Source organism: Burkholderia sp. Bp8984 (assembly GCF_003853755.1).
In the GTDB taxonomy this organism is placed as follows: domain Bacteria; phylum Pseudomonadota; class Gammaproteobacteria; order Burkholderiales; family Burkholderiaceae; genus Burkholderia.
In genome coordinates, this window is sequence record NZ_QTQN01000015.1 from 87,740 (window position 1) to 109,274 (window position 21,535).

The window sequence follows — 21,535 nt, forward strand, 5'->3', positions numbered from 1 at the left end:
TCAGGGAGTGGTTCGGGAAACAGGTGCGGGTGCAGGCGGCGCTGCGTCGGTCTCGGCGACCACGAACGACACCGCGTAGTCGCGTTCGTCGCTGACCGTCACGCGCGCCGTGATGCCGCGCGCGGCGAGCCAGTCGGCCAGCTCACCCGACGCGACGACGTACGGCTCGCCGCTGCGCTGGTTGAGGGTCTGCAGCGCGCGCCACGTCATCGGCCAGTGCATGCCGAGCCCGATCGCCTTCGAGAACGCTTCCTTCGCGGAAAAGCGCGTCGCGAGAAACGCGATGCCGCGCGCCTCGGAGCGCGCGCGGCGCGCATGGAACACGCGCAGTTCGTCGGGGCCCAGCACCTTCTCGGCAAACCGGCCGCCCGTGCGCTCGAGCACGGCCGCGATGCGGCTCACCTGGACGATGTCGGTACCGATGCCGTAGATCGCCATGTCAGCGCCCGCCGTGACGCACGGACGACGCCGGGTGACGAGCGAAGCGCGCGCGCACGGAATGCATCGTCAGCGCGCGCCGCCGTGCAGCGCGGCCACACGCGCGGCGACCATGATCGCCTTCATCTCGCGCACCGCGTTGTCCCAGCCCGCGAAGATCGCGTGCGCGACGATCGCGTGGCCGATGTTCAGCTCGACGATGCCGTCGATCGCGGCGATCTGCTGCACGTTCGTGTAATGCAGTCCGTGACCGGCGTTGACCTTCAGGCCCAGTTGCGCGCCGGCCTGCACGCCCGCGACGATGCGTTCGTATTCGCGCTGCTGCTCGGCTTCGTCGTGCGCATCGGCGTAGCGGCCGGTATGCAGCTCGACCACCGGCGCGCCGGCTTCGTGCGCGGCGCGGATCTGCGTTTCGTCCGGATCGATGAACAGCGACACGCGCACGCCGGCGTCGGCGAGCTGCCGGCATGCCGCACGCACGGCCTCGAAGCGGCCGGCGACGTCGAGACCGCCTTCGGTCGTCAGTTCCTCGCGCTTCTCGGGCACGAGGCACGCGTCGTGCGGACGCACTTCGCATGCGATGTCGAGCATCTCGGCCGTCACCGCGCATTCGAGGTTCATCCGCGTCTTCAGCTGCGGGCGCAGCGTGCGCACGTCGGCGTCGACGATGTGGCGGCGGTCCTCGCGCAGGTGCAGCGTGATCGCGTCAGCACCGGCCTCTTCGGCCGCGAGCGCCGCGCGGATCGGATCGGGATAGGCCGTGCCGCGCGCGTTGCGCAGCGTCGCGACGTGGTCGATGTTCACGCCGAGGTCGATGACGGTGGGCGTTGTCAGGAAGAAGCTCATAGGTTTTGCAGGTCGATCAGGATCTGACGCGTGGCAAGCGGCGTACCGCCGAGATAGGTGTTCAGCAGGAAGCGCATCAGCGTCTTGCTTTGCGCGACCGTCTGGGCTCGATGGTAATCGTCCTGCTCCATGTCGAGCAACGTCTGTCCGGTAATCACCGGCCAGTGCGACGGCACGTCGTCGTCCGCATTGCGCACGCCGCGCTCGGGATCGAACACGTAGCGGCGATCGGGCTCGACCGCCCGGCGCGCGACCGTGCGGTTCAGCGCCATCGCATAGCCGGTCTCGCGCAGCAGCACGCGCTCGAACGAGCGTAGCACCTGCACCGCGGGCTCGCCGTGCGCGAGACGCGTCAAGGTCAGCACGTAATGATTGAAGAGCGGCGGCTGCGGATCCTCGCGCGCGCAGAATTTCACGAGCAACTCGTTCGCGTAGAAGCCGCACAGCAGCCCGTCGCCGCCGAGCGGCAGCATCCCGCCGACCCACTCGGCGCCCGTCAGCGTGCGCACTTCGGATTTGCCCGACCAGGACAGCAGCAGCGGCTGGAACGTCTGCAGCACGCCGCGCAGCGCGGAGTGCGGGCGCTTCGCGCCCTTCGCGACGAGCGCGAGCCGGCCGTGATCGCGCGTGAGCACGTCGATGATCAGGCTCGTTTCCCGGTACGGATAGCTGTGCAGCACGAACGCCGGCTGCTCGGCGACGCGGAAATCGGACGTGCGAGAGGTCGCGCGCCGCGCCTTGCGACGCGGCGGTTCGGGCGGTGCCGGCAATGGCGCGTCGTTCGCGCCGGCGGTCACCGCATCTTCGGTCGACGTCAGCGCGTCATTCGTACCCATAGGCGCGCAGCCCCGCCTCGTTGTCGGCCCAGCCGCTCTTCACCTTCACGAAGGTCTCGAGGTACACGGGGCCGTCGAACAGCTTCTCCATGTCCATCCGCGCCTCGGTGCTGATCTGCTTGAGCTTCTCGCCCTTCTTGCCGATCACCATCGCCTTGTGCGAATCGCGTTCGACGAGGATCGTCGCGAAGATGCGCTTCAGGCGCCCTTCCTCCTCGAACTTGTCGATCAGGACGGTGCTCGTGTACGGCAGTTCGTCGCCGGTCCAGCGGAACACCTTCTCGCGCAGGATTTCGGCCGCGAGAAAGCGCGAGCTGCGGTCGGTCAGCTCGTCCTCGCCGTAGATCGGCTCGCCTTCCGGCAAGTACGGCTTGATCGTGTCCAGCAGGCGCTTGATGTCTTCCGGCTTCTGCGCCGACAGCGGCACGAGCTCGGTGAATTCGCGCAGTTCGCTCACCTTCTGCATGAACGGGAACAGCGTGGCCTTGTCGTTCACGCGGTCGATCTTGTTCGCGATCAGCAGCGTCGGCATGCCGGGCGGGATCAGGTCGAGCACCTTCTGGTCGTCGGGCCCGAAGCGGCCGGCCTCGATCACGAACAGGATCACGTCGACCGACGTGAGCGTCGACGTGACCGCGCGGTTCAGCGAGCGGTTCAGCGCGGTGCTGTGACGGGTCTGGAAGCCCGGCGTGTCGACGAACACGAATTGCGCGTCGTCGAACGTGTTGATGCCGGTGATGCGATGGCGCGTGGTTTGCGCCTTGCGCGACGTGATGCTGATCTTCTGGCCGACGAGTGCGTTCATCAACGTCGACTTGCCGACGTTCGGGCGGCCCACGATCGCGATCATGCCGCAACGGAAACCGGTAGGAGCGGGAGTGTTCATATCGTTTGGGAGACAGGTTCGGAAACGGCCGCGCGACGCGCGGCACGATCGATGGGCAATTCAGTGATCGGCATCGGCCACGCGCGCCTGCGCGGCAGCGAGGCTTGCGCCGCCCTGCGGCGCCTCGGGGCCGGGCGCCGCGGCGTCGCGGGCGCGCGGCGTCGCACGCGAAGCGGCGTCGGAACCGGCAGCAGGCTTGTCGGCGGACGACACGGCCGGATCGGTCGCCTGGCCCGCCGGCTTGTCGGCTGCACGGGGCGCGCCTTCGGCTGGCTTGTCAGTGCGTTCGGCTGGCTTGTCCGCCGCGCGCGCGCCGGGTTCGCTGCGATCCGCCGGCTTGTCTGACGGTTTGTCGGTCGCCTTGTCGGCAGGTTTCTCGGCAGGCTTGTCGGCCGTCGGCTTCGCGGGCCGGTCGGCCTTGTCCGCGGCTGTATCGACATGCGCCGCGCGAATCGCGGCCATCGGCGCCTGCGCCGGCCGGTCGCCCGGCTGTGCGCCGGCATCGGCCGCTGCGGACGCGGCAGCGGCCGCCTTCGCGTCACGCGCCGCCGCACGCTCCTTGCGCTCCGGAGAACGCAGGTCGAGCGCTTCCTGCACACCCTTCACGCCCGGCACGATTTCAGGCTCGACATGCTTCGACCCGCGTGCGTTCTTCGAACGCTTCGGCTTCGAAGCGAGCATCGGCGCGGCCGCCAGCACCTCGTCGAGCGCCTTCTTCGCGGCGGCCTGCTCGGCCGCCCGCCGGCTCGCGCCGGAGCCCGACACCTTCACGTCGAGCTTCGGCACCGTGCATTCGACCTCGAACTGCTGATTGTGCGCCGCACCATGGGTCGCGACGACCGTGTAGGTCGGCAGCGCGATCTTGTGCCCCTGCAGGTATTCCTGCAGCAGCGTCTTCGCGTCCTTGCCGAGCGTGCGCGGATCGATGTGGTCGAGAATCGGGATATAGAGGCGCTTGATGACCCCTTGGGCGGCTTCGAAGCCGCCATCGAGGAATACCGCCCCGATGATGGCTTCGAACGCGTCCGCGAGGATCGACGGGCGACGGAAGCCGCCGCTGCGCAACTCGCCCTCGCCCAGCCGCAACCCTTCGGAAATATTCAGGGCCTGAGCGATTTCATACAGCGACTGCTGCTTGACGAGATTGGCGCGCACGCGCGACAGGTCGCCTTCGTCCAGCTTGCTGAAACGCTGGAACAAAAGGGCGGCCACCGCGCAATTCAGAACGGAATCGCCGAGAAACTCGAGCCGTTCGTTGTGCGTGGCACTGTGACTGCGATGGGTCAAAGCCTGGCGCAACAATTCCGCATTGCGAAATTCGTAGCGCAGCCGGCTTTCCAACTGGGATAGGGGCATGTGCAGGAGTATAACGCGGGCGCCGGTCGGGCCGAAACGGCACGGCCGGACGCGAAAAGGCGTGACGAGGCGGTGTTACCGCCGGTTCTTAAAGTAGTTCGGCAATACGCGACGCGGCCCGTGCGTCGCGTATTGCGTGTGAATCGAATACGGTCAGTTGAAGGAACCGATGCGCTTCAGGTCGCCGAAGTTCATCCAGATGAAGAACGCACGGCCGACGATGTTGTTGTCCGGCACGAAACCCCAGTAGCGGCTGTCCGCGCTGTTGTCGCGGTTGTCGCCCATCATGAAGTAGTGACCGGGCGGCACCTTGCAGATCACGCCGCGGCTGTTGTACGTGCAGTTGTCGCGATACGGATAGTCGTAGGCGCCCATCACGAACGGCGGCACGGCGGGATTGTTGAGGATCGCGTTCTTCTTCGTGCCGATCGTTTCCTCGAACTGCTTCGCGTAGTTCTGGCGCTCGTCGTCGAAGAAATCCGGCAGCGGCGTTTCGGGCACCGGCTGGCCGTTGATCGTCAGTTGCTTGTCCTGGTAAGCGACCGTGTCGCCCGGCAGGCCGATCACGCGCTTGATGTAGTCGACCGACTCGTCCTTCGGATAACGGAACACGACGACGTCGCCGCGCGACAGCGGGCTGCCCTGCGTGATCTTCGTGTTCGTGATCGGCATGCGCAGGCCGTATTCGAACTTGTTGACGAGGATGAAGTCGCCGACCAGCAGCGTCGGCACCATCGAGCCCGACGGGATCTTGAACGGCTCGACGATGAACGAACGCACGACGAACACGGCCAGGATCACCGGGAAGAAGCTCGCGGTGTACTCGAGCCACCACGGCTGGCGCAGCTTTTCGTCGCGCAGCTTCGAACGCGTCTGCCCCGCGTTTTCGTCCGCGAAACGCTTGTCGATACGCGACTGCTGACGATCGAACTCCTCGATCGCCGCGTCGGCCGCCTTGCGCCGCTGCGGCAGGAACACCAGTTTGTCCAACACCCACGCTACGCCCGTCACGACGACGAGCACAAAAAGAATCAGCGCAAAATTCATAAAAGGATCAGTCCTGTTATTTGTCTTCGACGCGCAAGATCGCGAGGAACGCCTCCTGCGGGATCTCGACCGAACCCACCTGCTTCATGCGTTTCTTACCTTCTTTCTGCTTCTCGAGCAGTTTCTTCTTTCGCGTGATGTCGCCGCCGTAGCACTTCGCGAGCACGTTCTTGCGCAGTGCCTTGATGTTCTCGCGTGCGACGATGTGCGCGCCGATCGCGGCCTGGATCGCCACGTCGTACATCTGGCGCGGAATGATCTCGCGCATCTTCGCGGCAACCTCGCGACCGCGGTATTGCGACTGCGACCGGTGCACGATGATCGACAGCGCGTCGACCTTGTCGCCGTTGATCAGCATGTCGACCTTCACGACGTCCGACGAACGGTATTCCTTGAACTCGTAGTCCATCGACGCATAGCCGCGCGACACCGACTTCAGGCGATCGAAGAAGTCGAGCACGATCTCGGCCATCGGGATTTCGTACGTGAGCTGCACCTGGCGGCCGTGATACTGCATGTTGATCTGCGAGCCGCGCTTCTGCTCGCACAGCGTGATCACGGAACCGACGTAGTCCTGCGGCATGTACAGGTTCACGGTGACGATCGGCTCGCGCACTTCGGCGATGCGGCCGGGCTCCGGCATCTTCGCCGGGTTCTCGACCATGATCGTCGAGCCGTCGCTCTGCACGACCTCGTAGACGACCGTCGGTGCGGTCGTGATGAGGTCCATGTCGAACTCGCGCTCGAGTCGCTCCTGCACGATTTCCATGTGCAGCAGCCCGAGGAAGCCGCAGCGGAAACCGAAGCCGAGTGCCTGCGACACTTCCGGCTCGTACTGCAGCGATGCATCGTTGAGCTTCAGCTTCTCGAGCGATTCACGCAGCGCGTCGTACTGGTTCGCCTCGACCGGATAGAGGCCCGCGAACACCTGCGGCTTCACTTCCTTGAAGCCCGGCAGCGGTTCGGCGGCCGCCTTGGTCGCGTGCGTGACGGTGTCGCCGACCTTCGCGGCCGTCAGTTCCTTGATGCCGGCGATGATGAAACCCACCTGCCCCGCCGACAGCGAGTCGAGATTGCGCGACTTCGGCGTGAACACGCCGACGTGCTCGACCGGATACTGCGCGCCGGTCGCCATCATCTTGATCTTGTCCTTCGGACGCAGCGTGCCGTTGACGATCCGCACGAGCATCACGACGCCGACGTAGTTGTCGAACCACGAGTCGATGATCAGCGCCTGCAGCGGCGCGGCCGGATCGCCCTTCGGCGGCGGCACCTTCGCGATCAGCGCTTCGAGCACGTCCTCGACGCCGAGACCCGTCTTCGCGCTGCAGCGCGTCGCGTCGGTCGCGTCGATGCCGATCACGTCCTCGATCTCCTCGATCGCATTCTCGGGGTTCGCGGCCGGCAGGTCGATCTTGTTCAGTACCGGCACGACCTCGACGCCGAGCTCGATCGCCGTGTAGCAGTTCGCGACCGTCTGCGCCTCGACGCCCTGGCTCGCGTCGACCACGAGCAGCGCCCCTTCGCACGCGGACAGCGAACGGCTGACTTCGTACGAGAAGTCGACGTGCCCCGGCGTATCGATCAGGTTGAGGTTGTAGACCTTCCCGTCGCGAGCGCGATAGGACAGTGCAGCCGTCTGCGCCTTGATCGTGATGCCGCGCTCGCGCTCGATATCCATCGAGTCGAGCACCTGCGCTTCCATTTCACGGTCGGCGAGGCCGCCGCATACCTGGATGATGCGATCCGCGAGCGTCGACTTGCCATGGTCGATGTGCGCGATGATCGAGAAATTGCGAATATGATCCATTCAGTGCCGATCAAGCGAAAAAGGCGCGCTCGACGACTGCGGAGCACGCCTTGTAAGTCGGTGAAAAAACGGCTTATTTTAGCCGAAAAGGCCTTTGCCGGGCGGTAATTTGGGACGCCCGGCCAGGGACGCCCCGCCGGAGGCCCTGGCCGGCGGGTCCGCCGCCGGAAGCCCCGCGCAACGCGCGGCCGGCCGGCAGCAGAGCCGGGTTCAGCGCCGAGCCGCGAGCGCGCCGCGCACCCTCGCCTCGTCGAACCGGTGGCGGCACACTTCCGTGCCATCCAGCAACAGCACCGGCACGTCCTCGTCGTAACGCGCAACGAGTGCCGGATCCGCATCGATGTCGACGTAGTCGACCGCGACGCCGAATTCGGCCGCCAGCGGCGCCAGCGCATCGCGCAGGTCGTCGCACAGATGGCACCAGCCGCGGCCGTAGAGCGTGAACATCGGCGCGTTACTTCTGAATCGGGCGCGGGCGCACCGGCACGAACTGCGTGTTGTCGCCGCGCCGCACCAGCACCGCGACCGCCTTCTGCGGATCGAGCTGCGCGGTCACGTCGGCGAACTGCTTCGCGCTCGTGATGTCGGTGTCGCCGACGCGCAGCACGATGTCGCCGCGCTGCAGCCCCGCTCGGGCCGCCGGGCCGTCGACGCCGTCGATCTGCACGCCGTTCTTCAGCTTCAGCGACTTCAGCTGATCCGCGGAAAGGTCGCTGACCGTCAAGCCGAGCGAATTCGCCTGGCGCGGCTTCTGCGGCGCGCTCTTGCGCTGCTCGGCCTTCGCCGTCGTCTCGGCCGGCGTCTCGGCGATCGTGATCGGCAGATCGCGCGCCTGACCCTTGCGCCATACGCTGACGGTCGCCTTGGTGCCCGGCTTCGTGTCGCCGACCATGCGCGGCAGATCCGACGCCGTATCGACCGGCCGGCCGTTGAACTTCAGGATGATGTCGCCCGGCTGGATACCGGCCTTGTCGGCCGGACCGCCCGGTTCGACGCTGCTGACGAGCGCGCCTTCCGCCTTCGGCAGCCCGATCGAGTCGGCCACGTCCTTCGTCACCTCGCCGATCGCCACCGCGATGCGGCCGCGCGTGACCTTGCCGGTCGCCTTCAGCTGGTCGGCCACGCGCATCGCCTCGTCGATCGGGATCGCGAACGAAATGCCCATGAAACCGCCGGTGCGGCTGTAGATCTGCGAGTTGATGCCGATCACCTCGCCCTGCATGTTGATCAGCGGGCCGCCCGAGTTGCCGGGGTTCACCGCGACGTCGGTCTGGATGAACGGCAGGTAATCGCCCGTGTTGCGGCTCTTCGAACTCACGATGCCGGCCGTCACGGTGTTGTCGAGGCCGAACGGCGAACCGATCGCGACGACCCACTCGCCGACGCGCACCTTGTTCGAATCGCCGATCGCGACGACCGGCAGGTTCGACGCCTGGATCTTGACGACCGCGACGTCCGTGCGGTCGTCGACGCCGATCAGCTTCGCCTTGAATTCGCGCTTGTCGGTCAGCGTCACGTAGATGGTGTCCGCGTCGTCGACGACGTGCGCGTTGGTCATCACGTAGCCGTCTGCCGACACGATGAAGCCCGAACCGACACCGCGGTTCTGTTCGGTGTCGGGCGGATTGTCCGGCGCCGGCGCGTTCTTCGGATTGCCATTACCGCCGCCACCACCGTTGCCGGGCGCCTGCGGCAGCGGAATGCCGAAGAAGCGCCGGAAGAATTCCGACATGTCGCCATTATCGAAGCCTGGCGGGAGCACGCCGCGCGGGCCGGGCGTCGGCACGTTCGCGGTGGTCCGGATGTTCACGACAGCCGGCCCGACCTTTTCGACCAGATCGGCGAAATCGGGAAGGCTGGCAGCGGGAGGCGTGACCGCGGCCGCGGTATGCGGGGCGAGCGGCAGGCAGGCACACAGCACCGCCGCCGCGAACACTTTGCGCAGCGTGAGTTTCGTCATGTCGGAAGCCGTAGCGTTACTTGGAAGCCTTGTATTCTATGGCAGACGCGAACTGCTGCAACGTGGCCGGCGGCACTTCGCCGAGCACGGTGATCCAGTAGTCGCCGCGACGCTTCACGAGCACGTGGGTCGCGCCGGTGCTGCCCGCGCCTTCCTTGCGCGTATTCTTTTCGGCCGGCTCGATGAAGACGGAGATCGTCGCGAGGCCGTCCGTGAAGACGGCCTGGTCGACCGGAATCGGAGGATCACCGGCGTCGCGCGCGGCCATCGGCCGGCGCACCTCGCGAATCTTCCGGAAGCCGGCGATGGTCGGCGCGATCTGCCAGCCCTGCGCCTCCATGTCGACCGCCGCGACCGGCGGGCGGACCACCGTCCAGCCGCTCAGGTTGCGCATGCCGGCCGCGATCGCGGATTTGTCACCGGTCGCGCCGCCCGTCTGCAGCTGCGAAAACGCGACCTGCTCGAGCACGTGATCGCTCGCATCGAGCGTCTGTGAACGCAGCAGCAGCCCGGTGCGGGTGTCGGCCCACAGCTTGTAGGTGAAGCGGTACGCGTCCTTCGGCACGAGCTCGACCACCTGTGCGTCGATCCCGGCCACACGGTCCTTGCCGAGCAGCTTCGCGTCGTAGACGGACATCACGTGCTCGCCGCCGGCACCGAGCAGCGCGGGGAACGAATCGCGCGTCTGGCGGCGCTCGACCACGCACAGCTTGCGCTCGGGCACGAACGTGTACAGCTCGTCGTTATGCCGCAGCACCTTGCGCGGCTTGCCGTCGAGCGACTCGATCCGCTCGAACTCGCCGTCGCGGGACGCCACATGCGCGATGCGCGACGACTGGACATACCCGCCGCGCTGGTAGACGAACGTACCCTCGTAGCTCTGCTGCTGCGCCGCCTGCTGGATGCGGTCGAGCCAGTCCGCCGCACCCTTGCGGGTCGCGACGGGATCGTCCGGTTGCTGGGCGCTGGCAGGCAGGGATTGAACGGACAACAGGGCGGCTGCGCAAAGCAGGAGAGCCGGCAGCCGCTTCCATCCGGAGATGGCGTGATTCAACTGCAATGTCCGCATCGGGTTTATTGGCCTGGCGTGGTGGTCACGGCAGCGCGGATCAGCGGCATCGAGCCCGTGACGACGGGCTGCTGCGCGAATTGCTGATGCGCTTCAAGGTATTGGTCGAGACTTGCGTCGCGGATGATGTTGACGTCCTGCAGGCCCGGCTGCGCGGATGCCTGTGCAACCGTCACGCGCTGCAGGTTGCCGCTCTGCGGCGCGCCTGCCGATGCGACCTGGACGGCGCCCGGCACACCCGCCGTCTGCATCTGCGGGACGACGATCCACGTCAGCGTGGCTGCCGCGGCGGCCACCGCGAACGCGGGCACGACACGCCGGCGCAGCGACAGCAGCTTGCGCGCGACCGGCGCGGCGGCCGGCGCGAGCAGGTGCGGCTCGCTTTCGAGCGCGGCGGACATGCGCGCGGTGAACGCGACGCTCAGCGCGGGCGACAGCGCGAGCTCGTCCGAGCGCAGCGCATCGCCGATCAGGTGGTAATGGGCCCACGCAGCGCGATCCGCGCGGTCGAGCTCAGCCAGAAACTGCCCGTGATCCGGGCCGTCGAACAGTTCACCGTCGACCAGAGCGGAAAGGCGCTCGCCGCGCGAGCACGCTTGCGACTGCGTATTGACCGACCCCATGATGCTCCCCATCTTGCACACACCCCGTCGTGATTTCACGACTCTATCCGTAATAGACCCCGACCCGCGTCGTTGCGCCCGCCGCGCTTACCAGCGCTTGCCTTCGGGCGTATCGAGCAGCGGACGCAATTTCGCAGCGATTGCCTCGCGCGCCCTGAAGATCCGCGACCGGACCGTCCCGATCGGACAATCCATCATTTCCGCGATCTCTTCGTAGCTCAAGCCTTCGATCTCGCGCAGCGTAATCGCCTGGCGCAGCTCTTCGGGCAGGACGGCCATTGCAGCGTTGACCGTCTCGGCAATCTGCTTGCTCATCAACATCGACTCAGGCGTGTTGATATCCCTTAGTTGGTCTGCGTCGGAGAAAGTTTCCGCTTCCTCGGCATCGGCCTCGGTGGAGGTCGGTGCCCGCCGGCCCTGCGTCGCAAGGTAGTTCTTCGCCGTATTGACGGCAATCCGGTACAACCACGTGTAGAACGCCGACTCGCCGCGAAATTGCGGCAGCGCACGATACGCCTTGATGAACGCGTCCTGGGCCACATCCTCGACCTCGGCGGGATCCCGCACGAGGCGCGAGATCAGCCGAATGATCTTGCGGTGGTATTTGGAGACCAGGAGTTCGAACGCTGCCTTGTCGCCTTTCTGTACGCGCTCGACCAGAGCCTGATCGATTTCTTTTTCACTCACCTGACAAATCCGTTAACTAGGGATGCAACGCGGAGCGTTATTGTAGCGTTCCGGCGCCGGCCGCTGGTTACGGCTGGTAACCGCGCCGCCGTCATGCCCGCCCCGCCGTGCCCGCGGTACGCGCCAGCACGGACAGCGCGCTGAACGACGCGGTGTCGAGCGCATCGGCCGGAATCAGCAACGGCCGCGCGCGCCGGGCGCCCTGCCCGACCGACAGCACGAGCAGCAGGCTGCTCCAGTGTGCATGACCCGTCACGCGGCCCCGGGCCAGCAAGCGCCCGGTGCGGCCAAACGCCGCAATCTCCCCGAATGCATCGATCCGCAACTCGGCCGGCAGCCGGCGGGCACAGGCTCGCGCGGCGCACACGGCAAGCAGCGCGGCCGTCGCCGCCGACACGCACGCGCCGGCAGCGGCACCGGCCCGCGGCGCCCAGAACAGGTACGCGGAGACGGCCGCCGCCGCGACGAACGCGGCCAGCACCACATACGACACGGCCGAGGCCCGCAATGCAAAGCATTGCGGACGCCCGGCCGGAGCATCGAATGGACTCGTCAAGCGATTTCAGCGTCAGACGCGCTTGAACACCAGCGTGCCGTTGGTACCGCCGAAGCCGAAGTTGTTCTTCACGGCCACGTCGATCTTCATGTCACGCGCGGTGTTCGCGCAGTAGTCGAGATCGCACTCGGGGTCCTGATTGAAGATGTTGATGGTCGGCGGCGACACGTTGTTGTGCAGCGCCAGCACCGTGAACACCGACTCGAGGCCGCCCGCGCCACCCAGCAGGTGACCCGTCATCGACTTCGTCGAGTTCACCACGAGCTTGTACGCGTGCTCGCCGAATGCCGCCTTCACCGCATCGGACTCGTTCTTGTCGCCGAGCTGCGTCGACGTGCCGTGCGCGTTCAGGTACTGGACCTCGTCCGCGTTCACGCCGGCGTCGCGCAGTGCCGCGACCATGCAGCGGCGAGGACCGTCCATGTTCGGCGCGGTCATGTGGTACGCATCGCCCGTCATGCCGAAGCCCGAGACCTCCGCATAGATCTTCGCGCCGCGTGCCTTCGCCGCCTCGTATTCCTCGAGCACCATCACGCCTGCACCCTCGCCCAGCACGAAGCCGTCACGGTCCTTGTCCCACGGACGGGACGCGGTGGCCGGATCGTCGTTGCGGGTCGACAGCGCGCGCGCGGCCGCGAAACCGCCGATGCCCAGCGGCGACACCGTCGATTCGGCGCCGCCCGCGACCATCACGTCGGCGTCGCCGGCCTGAATCAGGCGCGCCGCGAGGCCGATGCTGTGCAGACCGGTCGTGCAGGCCGTCACGGCCGCGAGGTTCGGGCCCTTCAGGCCGAACATGATGCTCAGGTGACCCGAGATCATGTTGATGATCGAACCCGGCACGAAGAACGGGGAAATCCGGCGCGGGCCGCGATCGACGTAGGTCTGGTGCGTGTCTTCGATCATCGGCAGGCCGCCGATACCGGAGCCGACCAGCACGCCGATGCGTTCCGCATTGGCTTCGTTCACTTCGAGGCCGCTGTCCCGGATCGCCTGGACGCCGGCTGCGATGCCGTAATGGATGAACGTATCCATGTTGCGGGCTTCCTTCGCCGGGATGTACTCCTCGGCGCTGAAACCCTTCACTTCGCCCGCGAAATGGCAGGCGAGGTTCGACGCATCGAACTTCGTGACGGTGGCGATACCGGACTTGCCGGCGACGAGATTGGCCCAGCCGTCGGCAACATTATTGCCAACAGGCGAAATCAGCCCCAGGCCTGTAACAACAACACGACGGCGGCTCACGGTAACCTCTTTTCCATTATTGGATGACAAAAACAAAAGCCACAGTGGCCACAGGAACCAGCCCTGCGAGCCCTGTGGCTGTTAGTCCGTCCGGCACGAAGCCGGCAGGATGGCGCGTCAATCGCGAAGATCGCGGCGACGTGGCGGACAAGCGCGAAAGGCGCTTACGCCTTGACGTTTGCGCGAGCGTAGTCGATCGCTTGCTGAACGGTCGTGATCTTCTCTGCTTCTTCGTCCGGGATTTCCATGCCGAACTCGTCTTCCAGAGCCATCACCAGTTCGACCGTGTCGAGCGAATCCGCGCCCAGATCGTTCACGAACGATGCTTCGTTCTTGATCTCGGCTTCCGCGACGCCCAGTTGCTCAGCGACGATCTTCTTGACACGTTGTTCGATGTTATCCATTACCCCTCCGAGGGAAAGTTCAGATTTACAAGTGCGCGCATTTTATCAGGTTTGCTGACGGCAAAACGCGCGTTGGCTTGATGGTCGATCAAGCACCGATCCGCCTGAAAAACGGGATACGGCGCGGATGGTAAACGAAAACCGTTACGACATGTACATGCCGCCGTTCACGTGCAGCGTCGTGCCGGTGATATAACCGGCCTGCGGCGATGCGAGGAACGCGACGGCATGGGCGATGTCTGCCGGGCTGCCGAGGCGGCCGAGCGGAATCTGGGTCTTGAGCGCGGCCTGCTGTTCTTCCGGCAGCGTCTTCGTCATGTCGGTGTCGATGAAGCCCGGCGCGACGCAGTTCACCGTGATGCCACGGCTGCCGATTTCACGTGCAAGCGCACGCGTCATGCCCGCGACGCCGGCCTTCGCGGCCGCGTAGTTGACCTGGCCCGGGTTGCCGGCCGAGCCGACCACCGACGTGATGTTGATGATGCGACCGCCGCGGGCCTTCATCATCGGGCGCAGCACCGCGCGCGACAGGCGGAACACCGACTTCAGGTTGGTGTCGATCACCGCATCCCAGTCCTCGTCCTTCATCCGCATCGCGAGCTGGTCCTGCGTGATCCCCGCGTTGTTGACGAGCACGTGGAGCGCGCCGAATTCCTTCACGGTCGCGTCGATCAGCGCTTCGGCTGCCGCCGCGTCGTTGACGTTCAGCAACGCGCCGCGGCCCGTCACGCCCGCTTCCGCGAACCCGGCGGTAATCGCGGCGGCGCCCGATTCGCTCGTCGCCGTGCCGATCACCGTCGCGCCCAGGCGCGCGAGTTCGAGCGCGATCGCCCGGCCGATGCCGCGCGATGCGCCGGTCACGATCGCGACCTGTTTATCGAGAGTCTTTTCCATGAATCGAATATCCGTCTCTTGAGGAAAGGCGCCGCGTCAGGCGGTCGCCAGCTTCAGTGCTTCGTCGAGCGAAGCCGGATCGAACACCGATGCGCCGACCAGGTTGCCGTCGATGCGCTTCGTCAGGCCTGCCAGCACCTTGCCCGGACCGCATTCGATCACGTGCGTGACGCCCGTGCCCGCGATGTGCCGCACGCATTCGACCCAGCGCACCGGGCCCGCGGCCTGGCGCACCAGCGCGTCCTTGATCGCGGCCGGATCGCTGACCACCGCGACGTCGATGTTGTTGACGACCGGAATCTGCGGCGCCTTCACGTCGACGTTCGCCAGATAGTCGCGCAACTGGTCCGACGCCGGCTTGAGCAGCGACGAATGGAACGGCGCCGATACCGGCAGCGGCAGCGCGCGTTTCGCGCCCTTCGCCTTCGCGATCTCGCAGGCCTTCTCGACGGCCGCCTTCGCGCCCGCGATCACGACCTGCGCCGGCGCGTTGAAGTTCACCGCTTCGACGATGCCCGCTTCCGCGGCTTCGGCGCACACGGCGCGCACCATGTCGTCATCGAGACCCAGGATCGCCGCCATGCCGCCCTGGCCGACCGGCACGGCCGTCTGCATCGCCTGCGCGCGGAAGCGCACGAGCGGCACCGCGTCCTTGAACGCGATCGCGCCCGCGGCGACGAGCGCCGTGTATTCGCCGAGGCTATGGCCCGCGACGATCGACGGTGCCGGACCGCCGGCCTGCTGCCATGCGCGATAGCACGCGTAGGCGGCCGTCAGCATCACGGGCTGCGTGTTGGTGGTCAGATTCAGCTCTTCGGCCGGACCTTCGGCGATCAGCTTGCCGAGATCCTGATTGAGTGCATCGGATGCTTCCTGGAGCGTCTCGCGCACGACGGCGAGATCGGCGAATGCGTTGAGCATGCCGACCGACTGCGAGCCCTGCCCCGGAAAAACGAATGCGAATTTCATATCGTCCCCAATTGAATCGATTCGGACGGCGCGCACGAACGGCGCGCCGGTTCGGGATCCGCGCGCAGCAATTGCGCGCCGCGGATCAGTAGCGGAAGACGGACGCGCCCCACGTGAAGCCGCCGCCGACGCCTTCGATCAGCACGTGCTGACCGCGCTGGATGCGGCCGTCACGCACCGCGGCGTCGAGCGCCAGCGGGATCGACGCAGCCGACGTGTTGCCGTGCTGGTCGACCGTCACGACCATGCGCTCCTGCGGCAGGCCGAGCTTGCGGCAGGTGCTGGTCATGATGCGGATGTTGGCCTGGTGCGGAATCAGCCAGTCGACCTGCTCGGGCGCGAGATTCGCCTTGGCGAGCGCCTCGATCGCGACCTTTTCGAGCACGTTGACCGCGAGCTTGAACACGGCCTGCCCATCCATGTACAGGAACGCGCTGCCGTCGATCACACCGCGATTGACGTTGCCCGGCGTGCAGAGGATGTTCGAATAGCTGCCGTCCGCGTGCAGCGCGCTGCCGAGCACGCCCGGCTCTTCCGAGGCGGACAGGATCACCGCGCCCGCGCCGTCGCCGAACAGCACGCAGGTCGTGCGGTCCTTGAAATCGAGAATGCGCGAGAACGTCTCCGCGCCGACGATGAGCGCCGTGCGGTGCTGGCCGCTGCGGATGAAGCTGTCGGCCGTCGCCATCGCATAGGCGAAGCCCGAGCACACGGCCTGCACGTCGAATGCCGCGCCGCCGTTCTTGATGCCGAGCTTGTTCTGCAGCAGGCAAGCCGTGCTGGGGAACACGAAATCGGGGGTCGAAGTCGCGACGATGATCAGGTCGATCGACTGCGGATCGATATCGGCCGCCTCGATCGCACGGCGCGCCGCTTCGAGCGCGAGATCGCTCGTCGTGACGTCCGGTGCGGCGAAATGGCGCGCATGGATGCCCGTGCGCGCAACGATCCACTCATCGCTCGTCTCGATGCCTTCCTTCGCGAGACGGTCGGCGAGCTGCTGGTTCGTGACCCGGTCGGGCGGCAGGTAGCTGCCCGTGCCGAGCACGCGGGAATAGAGAGTCGATTGGGCCATTTATGCTTTAGAGGATTGCGCAGCGGAAGGTTCGGCGTGGTGGCCTGCGGCCGGGCTCGTCGGGCCTGCGCCGCCCGCGTCGTGTTCGCCGTCGCCGAGCGACACCGAATTGTCCGCCATCGCACGCGTGAGGCGCTCCAGCACGCCGTTTTTGACGGCATCATAACCCCGTTTGATCGCCCACTCAAACGCGTAGGCGTCGGCCGAACCGTGGCTTTTGATCACGAGGCTCTTCAGCCCCAGCAGCGCCGCGCCGTTGTACTGGCGGTGATCGACGCGCTTCTTGAAACGCATCAGCACCGGCAGCGCGAGCAGCGCCATCAGCTTCGACATCAGCGACCGGCCGAACTCCTCGCGGATGATGTCGGACAGCATCTGCGCGAGCCCTTCGGACGTCTTCAGCGCGACGTTGCCGACGAAGCCGTCGCAGACGATCACGTCGACCGTGCCTTTGTAGATGTCGTTGCCTTCGACGTTGCCACGGAAATTCAGCGTGCTGGCGCGCAGCAGTTCGCCGGCGCGCTTGATGGTCTCGTTGCCCTTGATGACCTCTTCGCCGATGTTCAGCAGGCCGATCGTCGGACGCTCCTTGCCTTCGAGCGCGGCGACGAGCGCGTGCCCCATCTCCGCGAACTGCAGCAGGTGCTGCGGCTCGCAGTCGACGTTCGCGCCGAGGTCCAGCATCATCGTGTAGCCGGTCGGGTTCGGCAGCGCGAACGCGATCGCAGGCCGCTCGATGCCGGGCAGCGTCTTGAGCACATAACGGGAAACGGCCATCAGCGCGCCGGTGTTGCCGGCGGAAATACAGGCCTGGGCCGCGCCTTCCTTGACGTGGTTGAGCGCGACACGCATCGAAGAATCCTTCTTCTTGCGCAGCGCCACTTCGACAGGGTCGTCCATCGCCACGACTTCGGTGGCGGGCACGATGGTCAGCGCGGGATCGTCGAGGGCTTTCAGCTTTTTCAGCTGAGCGCGGATCGCGCTTTCGATGCCGACGAGCATCAGGTGCGCATCGGGATGCGCGCGGACGAACTTGACTGCCGCGGGAACGGTCACGGACGGGCCGTGGTCGCCTCCCATGCAATCGATTGTGAGCTTTACGGTCATGGAATGCGACGAATTTCAGGCACAAAAAAGCGGCAGTTGAATGCCGCCTTTTTGTTGAGCCAGGAAAGTGTCAAGCGAACCAGTTGTCACGCGAACGGCGATCGTAGCGCGCAACGCGTGACTTGACGCTTAGTCGTTCTTCGTCTTGACGACTTTCTTGCCGCGATAGTAGCCGTTCGGGCTGACGTGGTGACGCAGGTGCACTTCACCCGTGCTCGGCTCGACTGCCAGCGGCGCTGCCGTCAGGAAATCGTGCGAACGATGCATGCCGCGCTTCGACGGCGACTTCTTGTTTTGCTGGACTGCCATGACTAACTCCTAAATAATTTTCCGGATTCTAACACAGCCCGATCCGGCGCTTAACTACCCTGGCCCAAAGCCCTTACGCCTTCCCGCGCCACAACTGCTTAGTGTTTCTTGCTGCCGTCCCCGTCCTTCTTCAGCGCTTCCAGCGCTGCGAACGGATTCGGCCGTTTGCCCTCGTCCTCGTCTTCGGCGGACTCGTCGTCCGCGTCTTCCGAAGGACCGCTCGCACCCGACACGAGGCTTTCGTGAACTGCCGGGCAAACCTCGTGCTTGGGCACGAGCGGCAACGAAAGCAGCAACTCCTCTTCGATCAAGTCGACGAGATCGAACTGGCGTGAGCCCACGATCACATCGGCTTCATCGTCGTCGAGCGGAAATTCTTCAGCTTCTTCTTCGGTCGCAACGACCCGGTACGTCATGTCGACGTCGAACGTCTGGTCGTACGGGGTCATGCAGCGCTGACACGTGAGCCACGCATGGCCATGCACCGCGAGGCGCAGATACGGCTGCTGCCCATCGGCGCCGTCGTCCTGCAACTCCTTCTGGGTGAACCCTTCGGCCTGCCACGTGAAGACCGTGTCGCGATCGGGCGCGTCCGCCGGCACTTCGTTCAGCATGCGCGGCAGTTGCGACAGGCGCACGGCACCCGCTGCCTGCCGCCCGCTGCGGGCGAATTCGAACAGATCGACCGCGTGCGGATCAAGCGCTGCCGCAGGCTTGCCAGAAGAAGTGTTCATGTTGCGCTCCTGCCTACAGGCTGACTTGCGGGATCCGGCTTGCTGGCGCCACTCATTTGACGCCGCGCACGTACGCGATCCACGCCACGTACGCCTCGCACGATTACGTACTTTACTTCCGAAGACCCGGCAGGCGCCACCACCGCGGAAAGCCTGCCGACGAAAAGCGGGAAAGCATACCTGTTTTACCTTTTGCGGTCAATCACTTATGCTTGCGCCCTTGCAACACCGCGCCACACCCGACGACTCACCGACCCAACCGACCATGCCGGATACCGTTTGCCGCCCGCCGCGGCTGATTCTCGCCTCCAGTTCCCGCTACCGCCGCGCGCTCCTCGAGCGCCTCGGCCTGCCGTTCGACGTCGTGTCGCCCGACCTCGACGAAACCCCGCTCGCGGGCGAAGCGCCGGCCGCGACCGCGCTGCGCCTCGCCGGTGCGAAGGCGCGCGCGGTCGCGGCGACGATCGACGCGCCGGACGGCGTGCTCGTGATCGGGTCGGACCAGGTCGCGACGTTCGACGGCCACCAGATCGGCAAGCCCGGCACGCACGAGCGCGCGCTCGCGCAGCTGCTGTCGATGCAGGGCCGCGACGTCGAATTCCACAGCGCGCTCAGCCTTTACGACAGCCGCACCGGCGAAACGCAGAGCGAGGACGTCGTCACACACGTGCGCTTTCGCTCGCTGCCCGAAGCCGAACTCGATGCGTACCTGCGCGCGGAAACGCCGTACGACGTCGCCGGCAGCGCGAAGTCCGAAGGGCTCGGCATCGCGCTGCTGGATGCCATCGACTCCGACGACCCGACGGCGCTCGTCGGCCTGCCGCTGATCGCGCTCACGCGGATGCTGCGCGCCGTCGGTTATCCGCTGTTCGCCGCACCCCAAGGAGACCGCGCATGACCGCCGGCACGCTCTATCTCGTCCCGAACACGCTCGGCGACGGCGACGCATCGATGCTCGCCGCCGTGCTGCCGGCCGCCGTGCAGGCGCGCGCCGGCACACTCGGCTATTACATCGGCGAAAACGCGAAAACGACCCGCGCGTTCCTGAAGAAGATCGGCACGACGCGGCCGATCCAGGAAATCGAGATCAGCGAACTGAACGTCAATACGCCGGCCGGCGCCATCGACCGGCTGCTCGCGCCCATACTGGCCGGCGCGGACGCCGGCCTCGTGTCGGAGGCCGGCTGCCCGGCCGTCGCCGATCCGGGCGCGCTGCTGGTGCGCCGCGCGCACGAGCGCGGCGTGAAGGTCGTGCCGCTCGTCGGGCCGAGTTCGATCCTGCTCGCGTTGATGGCGTCGGGCCTGAACGGCCAGAGTTTCGCGTTCAACGGCTACCTGCCGGTCGATGCGGCCGCACGTGCGAAGCGCTTGCGCGAACTTGAGCAACTGTCACGCAAGGCGCGCCAGACGCAGATCTTCATCGAGACGCCGTACCGGAACCAGGCGATGCTGGATACGCTGGTCGCGACCTGCGCGCCGTCGACGCAAATCTGCGTCGCGGCCGACCTGACCCTCGAGACCGAGACGATCGCCAGCCGCTCCGTGGCGGACTGGAAAAAGACGCCTGCGCCGAATCTGCAGAAGCGCCCCGCCATCTTCCTGCTGCTCGCGAACTGAAGCCGGCGGCCGCGCGACACGGGGCGCCCTGCCCCGTTCGCCGCGGCGCCGGCTGGCCGCCGCTCAGCGCAGGCTGAACGACGTGCCGCCCGCGGTGAGCGCCTTCATCGCGGCACCGCCGACCGCAGCGCCGAACTTGCGCGCGACGCGGTTCGTCAGGCTTTCCTTCACCGTATAGTCGACGAGATCCGGCGCCTTCAGCACGTCGCGCGCGACCGTGTCGGTCGTGCCGTAGCCGTCGGCGAGCCCGAGCTCGACGCTCTTTTCGCCGGTCCAGAACAGCCCCGAGAACATGTCGGGCGTTTCGTGCAGCCGCTTGCCGCGGCCGTCCTTCACGGCCTTGATGAACTGCGCATGGACCTCGTCGAGCAGCGCCTGCGCGTGGGCATCCATCTTCGGCGTCTCGGGCGAGAACGGGTCGTAGAAGCCCTTGTTTTCGCCCGACGTATGCAGGCGGCGATCGACGCCGAGCTTGCCCATCAGGCCCGTGAAGCCGAACCCGTCCATCAGCACGCCGATCGAGCCGACGATGCTCGCCTTGTCGACGAAGATCTTGTCGGCGGCGGACGCAATGTAATAACCGCCCGATGCGCACATGTCGGTCACGACGACGTACAACGGCTTGTCCGGATACTTCTTGCGCAGCCGGCGGATCTCGTCGTAGACCATCCCGGCCTGCACCGGGCTGCCGCCCGGGCTGTTGATCCGCAGCACGACGCCGGCCGTGCCGCTGTCGTCGAAAGCAGTATCCAGCGCCGTGTTGATGTCGTCGGCGTTCGCGTTGGTGCCCGCCGCGATCTCGCCGTCGATCGTCACGAGCGCCGTGTGGCGCCCGCTCGCCGAGAATTTCGAGTCGCTCGAGAAATCGATCAGCGCGAACGCGAGCAGCACGAACACGCCGAGGAACGCGAAACGGAAGAAGATCTTCCACCGCCGCGCGGCGCGCTGTTCCTTGACGGCCGCGAGCGCGATCCGCTCGAGCGCCGCGCGCTCCCAGTTCGGTTCGCGGCTGTCGGAACGGGACGAGGAATCAGGAAGGTTCGGTTGGTCGGCCATGCAGTGGTGTC

24 protein-coding genes are annotated in these 21,535 nt (G+C 66.2%); 2 read left to right on the plus strand and 22 right to left on the minus strand.

Annotated elements, in window-relative coordinates; all coding sequences use genetic code 11:
- The 21 genes from acpS to DID98_RS17330 form a co-directional block, all read right to left on the minus strand.
- Positions 1–438, minus strand: a complete 438-nt coding sequence (gene acpS, locus DID98_RS17230; protein WP_044844762.1) for a holo-ACP synthase — start codon at positions 436–438, stop codon at positions 1–3.
- A 69-nt stretch (positions 439–507) separates the two neighbouring features.
- Positions 508–1,284, minus strand: coding sequence for a pyridoxine 5'-phosphate synthase (pdxJ, locus tag DID98_RS17235; protein ID WP_124521374.1), 777 nt, complete (start codon positions 1,282–1,284; stop codon positions 508–510).
- Positions 1,281–2,120 (minus strand): DNA repair protein RecO, encoded by an 840-nt coding sequence (recO, locus tag DID98_RS17240; protein WP_014897645.1) that lies wholly within the window; start codon positions 2,118–2,120, stop codon positions 1,281–1,283. The genes pdxJ and recO overlap by 4 nt, the downstream gene beginning before the upstream one ends.
- Positions 2,107–3,006 (minus strand): GTPase Era, encoded by a 900-nt coding sequence (era, locus tag DID98_RS17245; RefSeq protein WP_006476493.1) that lies wholly within the window; start codon positions 3,004–3,006, stop codon positions 2,107–2,109. Before era ends, recO begins: the two co-directional genes overlap by 14 nt.
- A 60-nt stretch (positions 3,007–3,066) precedes the next feature.
- A complete protein-coding gene (gene rnc / locus DID98_RS17250; RefSeq protein WP_124571073.1) occupies positions 3,067–4,362 on the minus strand; it encodes a ribonuclease III in 1,296 nt (431 codons plus the stop codon).
- A gap of 153 nt (positions 4,363–4,515) precedes the next feature.
- Positions 4,516–5,409, minus strand: a complete 894-nt coding sequence (lepB, locus tag DID98_RS17255; RefSeq protein ID WP_124487453.1) for a signal peptidase I — start codon at positions 5,407–5,409, stop codon at positions 4,516–4,518.
- 16 nt (positions 5,410–5,425) lie between these two features.
- Positions 5,426–7,219: a translation elongation factor 4 gene (gene lepA, locus DID98_RS17260; RefSeq protein ID WP_044844766.1), complete on the minus strand. Its 1,794-nt coding sequence runs from the start codon at positions 7,217–7,219 to the stop codon at positions 5,426–5,428.
- Between the two features lie 210 nt (positions 7,220–7,429).
- Positions 7,430–7,666, minus strand: a complete 237-nt coding sequence (locus DID98_RS17265) for a glutaredoxin family protein (protein WP_124487454.1) — start codon at positions 7,664–7,666, stop codon at positions 7,430–7,432.
- 7 nt (positions 7,667–7,673) lie between these two features.
- On the minus strand, positions 7,674–9,179 hold the full coding sequence (locus DID98_RS17270) for a DegQ family serine endoprotease (protein ID WP_124571074.1): 1,506 nt from the start codon (positions 9,177–9,179) through the stop codon (positions 7,674–7,676).
- A gap of 16 nt (positions 9,180–9,195) precedes the next feature.
- A complete protein-coding gene (locus DID98_RS17275; RefSeq protein ID WP_124487456.1) occupies positions 9,196–10,248 on the minus strand; it encodes a MucB/RseB C-terminal domain-containing protein in 1,053 nt (350 codons plus the stop codon).
- Positions 10,249–10,253: 5 nt separating this feature from the next.
- Positions 10,254–10,871 (minus strand): sigma-E factor negative regulatory protein, encoded by a 618-nt coding sequence (locus DID98_RS17280; protein ID WP_124487502.1) that lies wholly within the window; start codon positions 10,869–10,871, stop codon positions 10,254–10,256.
- Positions 10,872–10,958: 87 nt separating this feature from the next.
- Positions 10,959–11,558 carry an RNA polymerase sigma factor RpoE gene (gene rpoE / locus DID98_RS17285; protein WP_006752490.1) on the minus strand — a complete coding sequence of 200 codons (600 nt, stop codon included), beginning with the start codon at positions 11,556–11,558 and terminating at the stop codon, positions 10,959–10,961.
- A gap of 91 nt (positions 11,559–11,649) precedes the next feature.
- Positions 11,650–12,114: a hypothetical protein gene (locus DID98_RS17290; protein WP_124487457.1), complete on the minus strand. Its 465-nt coding sequence runs from the start codon at positions 12,112–12,114 to the stop codon at positions 11,650–11,652.
- A gap of 12 nt (positions 12,115–12,126) precedes the next feature.
- Complete coding sequence (fabF, locus tag DID98_RS17295) at positions 12,127–13,359, minus strand: beta-ketoacyl-ACP synthase II (RefSeq protein ID WP_044844772.1); 1,233 nt, start codon at positions 13,357–13,359, stop codon at positions 12,127–12,129.
- Between the two features lie 164 nt (positions 13,360–13,523).
- The gene (gene acpP, locus DID98_RS17300; protein WP_004197638.1) at positions 13,524–13,763 is read right to left on the minus strand and encodes an acyl carrier protein; all 240 of its coding nucleotides are present in this window, start codon (positions 13,761–13,763) and stop codon (positions 13,524–13,526) included.
- Positions 13,764–13,907: 144 nt separating this feature from the next.
- Positions 13,908–14,657: a 3-oxoacyl-ACP reductase FabG gene (gene fabG / locus DID98_RS17305; protein WP_124571075.1), complete on the minus strand. Its 750-nt coding sequence runs from the start codon at positions 14,655–14,657 to the stop codon at positions 13,908–13,910.
- A gap of 36 nt (positions 14,658–14,693) precedes the next feature.
- Positions 14,694–15,626 (minus strand): ACP S-malonyltransferase, encoded by a 933-nt coding sequence (gene fabD / locus DID98_RS17310; RefSeq protein ID WP_124571076.1) that lies wholly within the window; start codon positions 15,624–15,626, stop codon positions 14,694–14,696.
- A gap of 85 nt (positions 15,627–15,711) precedes the next feature.
- On the minus strand, positions 15,712–16,701 hold the full coding sequence (locus DID98_RS17315) for a beta-ketoacyl-ACP synthase III (RefSeq protein ID WP_044844775.1): 990 nt from the start codon (positions 16,699–16,701) through the stop codon (positions 15,712–15,714).
- Positions 16,702–17,808, minus strand: a complete 1,107-nt coding sequence (gene plsX, locus DID98_RS17320) for a phosphate acyltransferase PlsX (protein WP_044844776.1) — start codon at positions 17,806–17,808, stop codon at positions 16,702–16,704.
- Positions 17,809–17,937: 129 nt separating this feature from the next.
- Positions 17,938–18,117: a 50S ribosomal protein L32 gene (rpmF, locus tag DID98_RS17325; RefSeq protein WP_006051932.1), complete on the minus strand. Its 180-nt coding sequence runs from the start codon at positions 18,115–18,117 to the stop codon at positions 17,938–17,940.
- Positions 18,118–18,215: 98 nt separating this feature from the next.
- Complete coding sequence (locus DID98_RS17330; protein ID WP_044844777.1) at positions 18,216–18,851, minus strand: DUF177 domain-containing protein; 636 nt, start codon at positions 18,849–18,851, stop codon at positions 18,216–18,218.
- Between the two features lie 265 nt (positions 18,852–19,116).
- Here DID98_RS17330 and DID98_RS17335 point away from each other — a divergent pair, with 265 nt between their 5' ends.
- On the plus strand, positions 19,117–19,749 hold the full coding sequence (locus DID98_RS17335; protein ID WP_124487459.1) for a Maf-like protein: 633 nt from the start codon (positions 19,117–19,119) through the stop codon (positions 19,747–19,749).
- A complete protein-coding gene (locus DID98_RS17340; protein ID WP_124571077.1) occupies positions 19,746–20,468 on the plus strand; it encodes an SAM-dependent methyltransferase in 723 nt (240 codons plus the stop codon). Before DID98_RS17335 ends, DID98_RS17340 begins: the two co-directional genes overlap by 4 nt.
- 63 nt (positions 20,469–20,531) lie before the next feature.
- Here DID98_RS17340 and DID98_RS17345 read toward each other — a convergent pair whose 3' ends face one another.
- Positions 20,532–21,524: a S49 family peptidase gene (locus DID98_RS17345; RefSeq protein ID WP_124571078.1), complete on the minus strand. Its 993-nt coding sequence runs from the start codon at positions 21,522–21,524 to the stop codon at positions 20,532–20,534.
- Positions 21,525–21,535: the final 11 nt, after the last annotated feature.

Excerpts from the sequence above, each read along its gene's own strand:
- acpS (WP_044844762.1), bottom strand. The coding sequence starts at position 438 with ATGGCGATCTACGGCATCGGTACCGACATCGTCCAGGTGAGCCGCATC.
- pdxJ (WP_124521374.1), bottom strand. The coding sequence starts at position 1,284 with ATGAGCTTCTTCCTGACAACGCCCACCGTCATCGACCTCGGCGTGAAC.
- recO (WP_014897645.1), bottom strand. The coding sequence starts at position 2,120 with ATGGGTACGAATGACGCGCTGACGTCGACCGAAGATGCGGTGACCGCC.
- era (WP_006476493.1), bottom strand. The coding sequence starts at position 3,006 with ATGAACACTCCCGCTCCTACCGGTTTCCGTTGCGGCATGATCGCGATC.
- rnc (WP_124571073.1), bottom strand. The coding sequence starts at position 4,362 with ATGCCCCTATCCCAGTTGGAAAGCCGGCTGCGCTACGAATTTCGCAAT.
- lepB (WP_124487453.1), bottom strand. The coding sequence starts at position 5,409 with ATGAATTTTGCGCTGATTCTTTTTGTGCTCGTCGTCGTGACGGGCGTA.
- lepA (WP_044844766.1), bottom strand. The coding sequence starts at position 7,219 with ATGGATCATATTCGCAATTTCTCGATCATCGCGCACATCGACCATGGC.
- DID98_RS17265 (WP_124487454.1), bottom strand. The coding sequence starts at position 7,666 with ATGTTCACGCTCTACGGCCGCGGCTGGTGCCATCTGTGCGACGACCTG.
- DID98_RS17270 (WP_124571074.1), bottom strand. The coding sequence starts at position 9,179 with ATGACGAAACTCACGCTGCGCAAAGTGTTCGCGGCGGCGGTGCTGTGT.
- DID98_RS17275 (WP_124487456.1), bottom strand. The coding sequence starts at position 10,248 with ATGCGGACATTGCAGTTGAATCACGCCATCTCCGGATGGAAGCGGCTG.
- DID98_RS17280 (WP_124487502.1), bottom strand. The coding sequence starts at position 10,871 with ATGGGGTCGGTCAATACGCAGTCGCAAGCGTGCTCGCGCGGCGAGCGC.
- acpP (WP_004197638.1), bottom strand. The coding sequence starts at position 13,763 with ATGGATAACATCGAACAACGTGTCAAGAAGATCGTCGCTGAGCAACTG.
- fabG (WP_124571075.1), bottom strand. The coding sequence starts at position 14,657 with ATGGAAAAGACTCTCGATAAACAGGTCGCGATCGTGACCGGCGCATCG.
- fabD (WP_124571076.1), bottom strand. The coding sequence starts at position 15,626 with ATGAAATTCGCATTCGTTTTTCCGGGGCAGGGCTCGCAGTCGGTCGGC.
- DID98_RS17315 (WP_044844775.1), bottom strand. The coding sequence starts at position 16,701 with ATGGCCCAATCGACTCTCTATTCCCGCGTGCTCGGCACGGGCAGCTAC.
- plsX (WP_044844776.1), bottom strand. The coding sequence starts at position 17,808 with ATGACCGTAAAGCTCACAATCGATTGCATGGGAGGCGACCACGGCCCG.
- rpmF (WP_006051932.1), bottom strand. The coding sequence starts at position 18,117 with ATGGCAGTCCAGCAAAACAAGAAGTCGCCGTCGAAGCGCGGCATGCAT.
- DID98_RS17330 (WP_044844777.1), bottom strand. The coding sequence starts at position 18,851 with ATGAACACTTCTTCTGGCAAGCCTGCGGCAGCGCTTGATCCGCACGCG.
- DID98_RS17335 (WP_124487459.1), top strand. The coding sequence starts at position 19,117 with ATGCCGGATACCGTTTGCCGCCCGCCGCGGCTGATTCTCGCCTCCAGT.
- DID98_RS17340 (WP_124571077.1), top strand. The coding sequence starts at position 19,746 with ATGACCGCCGGCACGCTCTATCTCGTCCCGAACACGCTCGGCGACGGC.
- DID98_RS17345 (WP_124571078.1), bottom strand. The coding sequence starts at position 21,524 with ATGGCCGACCAACCGAACCTTCCTGATTCCTCGTCCCGTTCCGACAGC.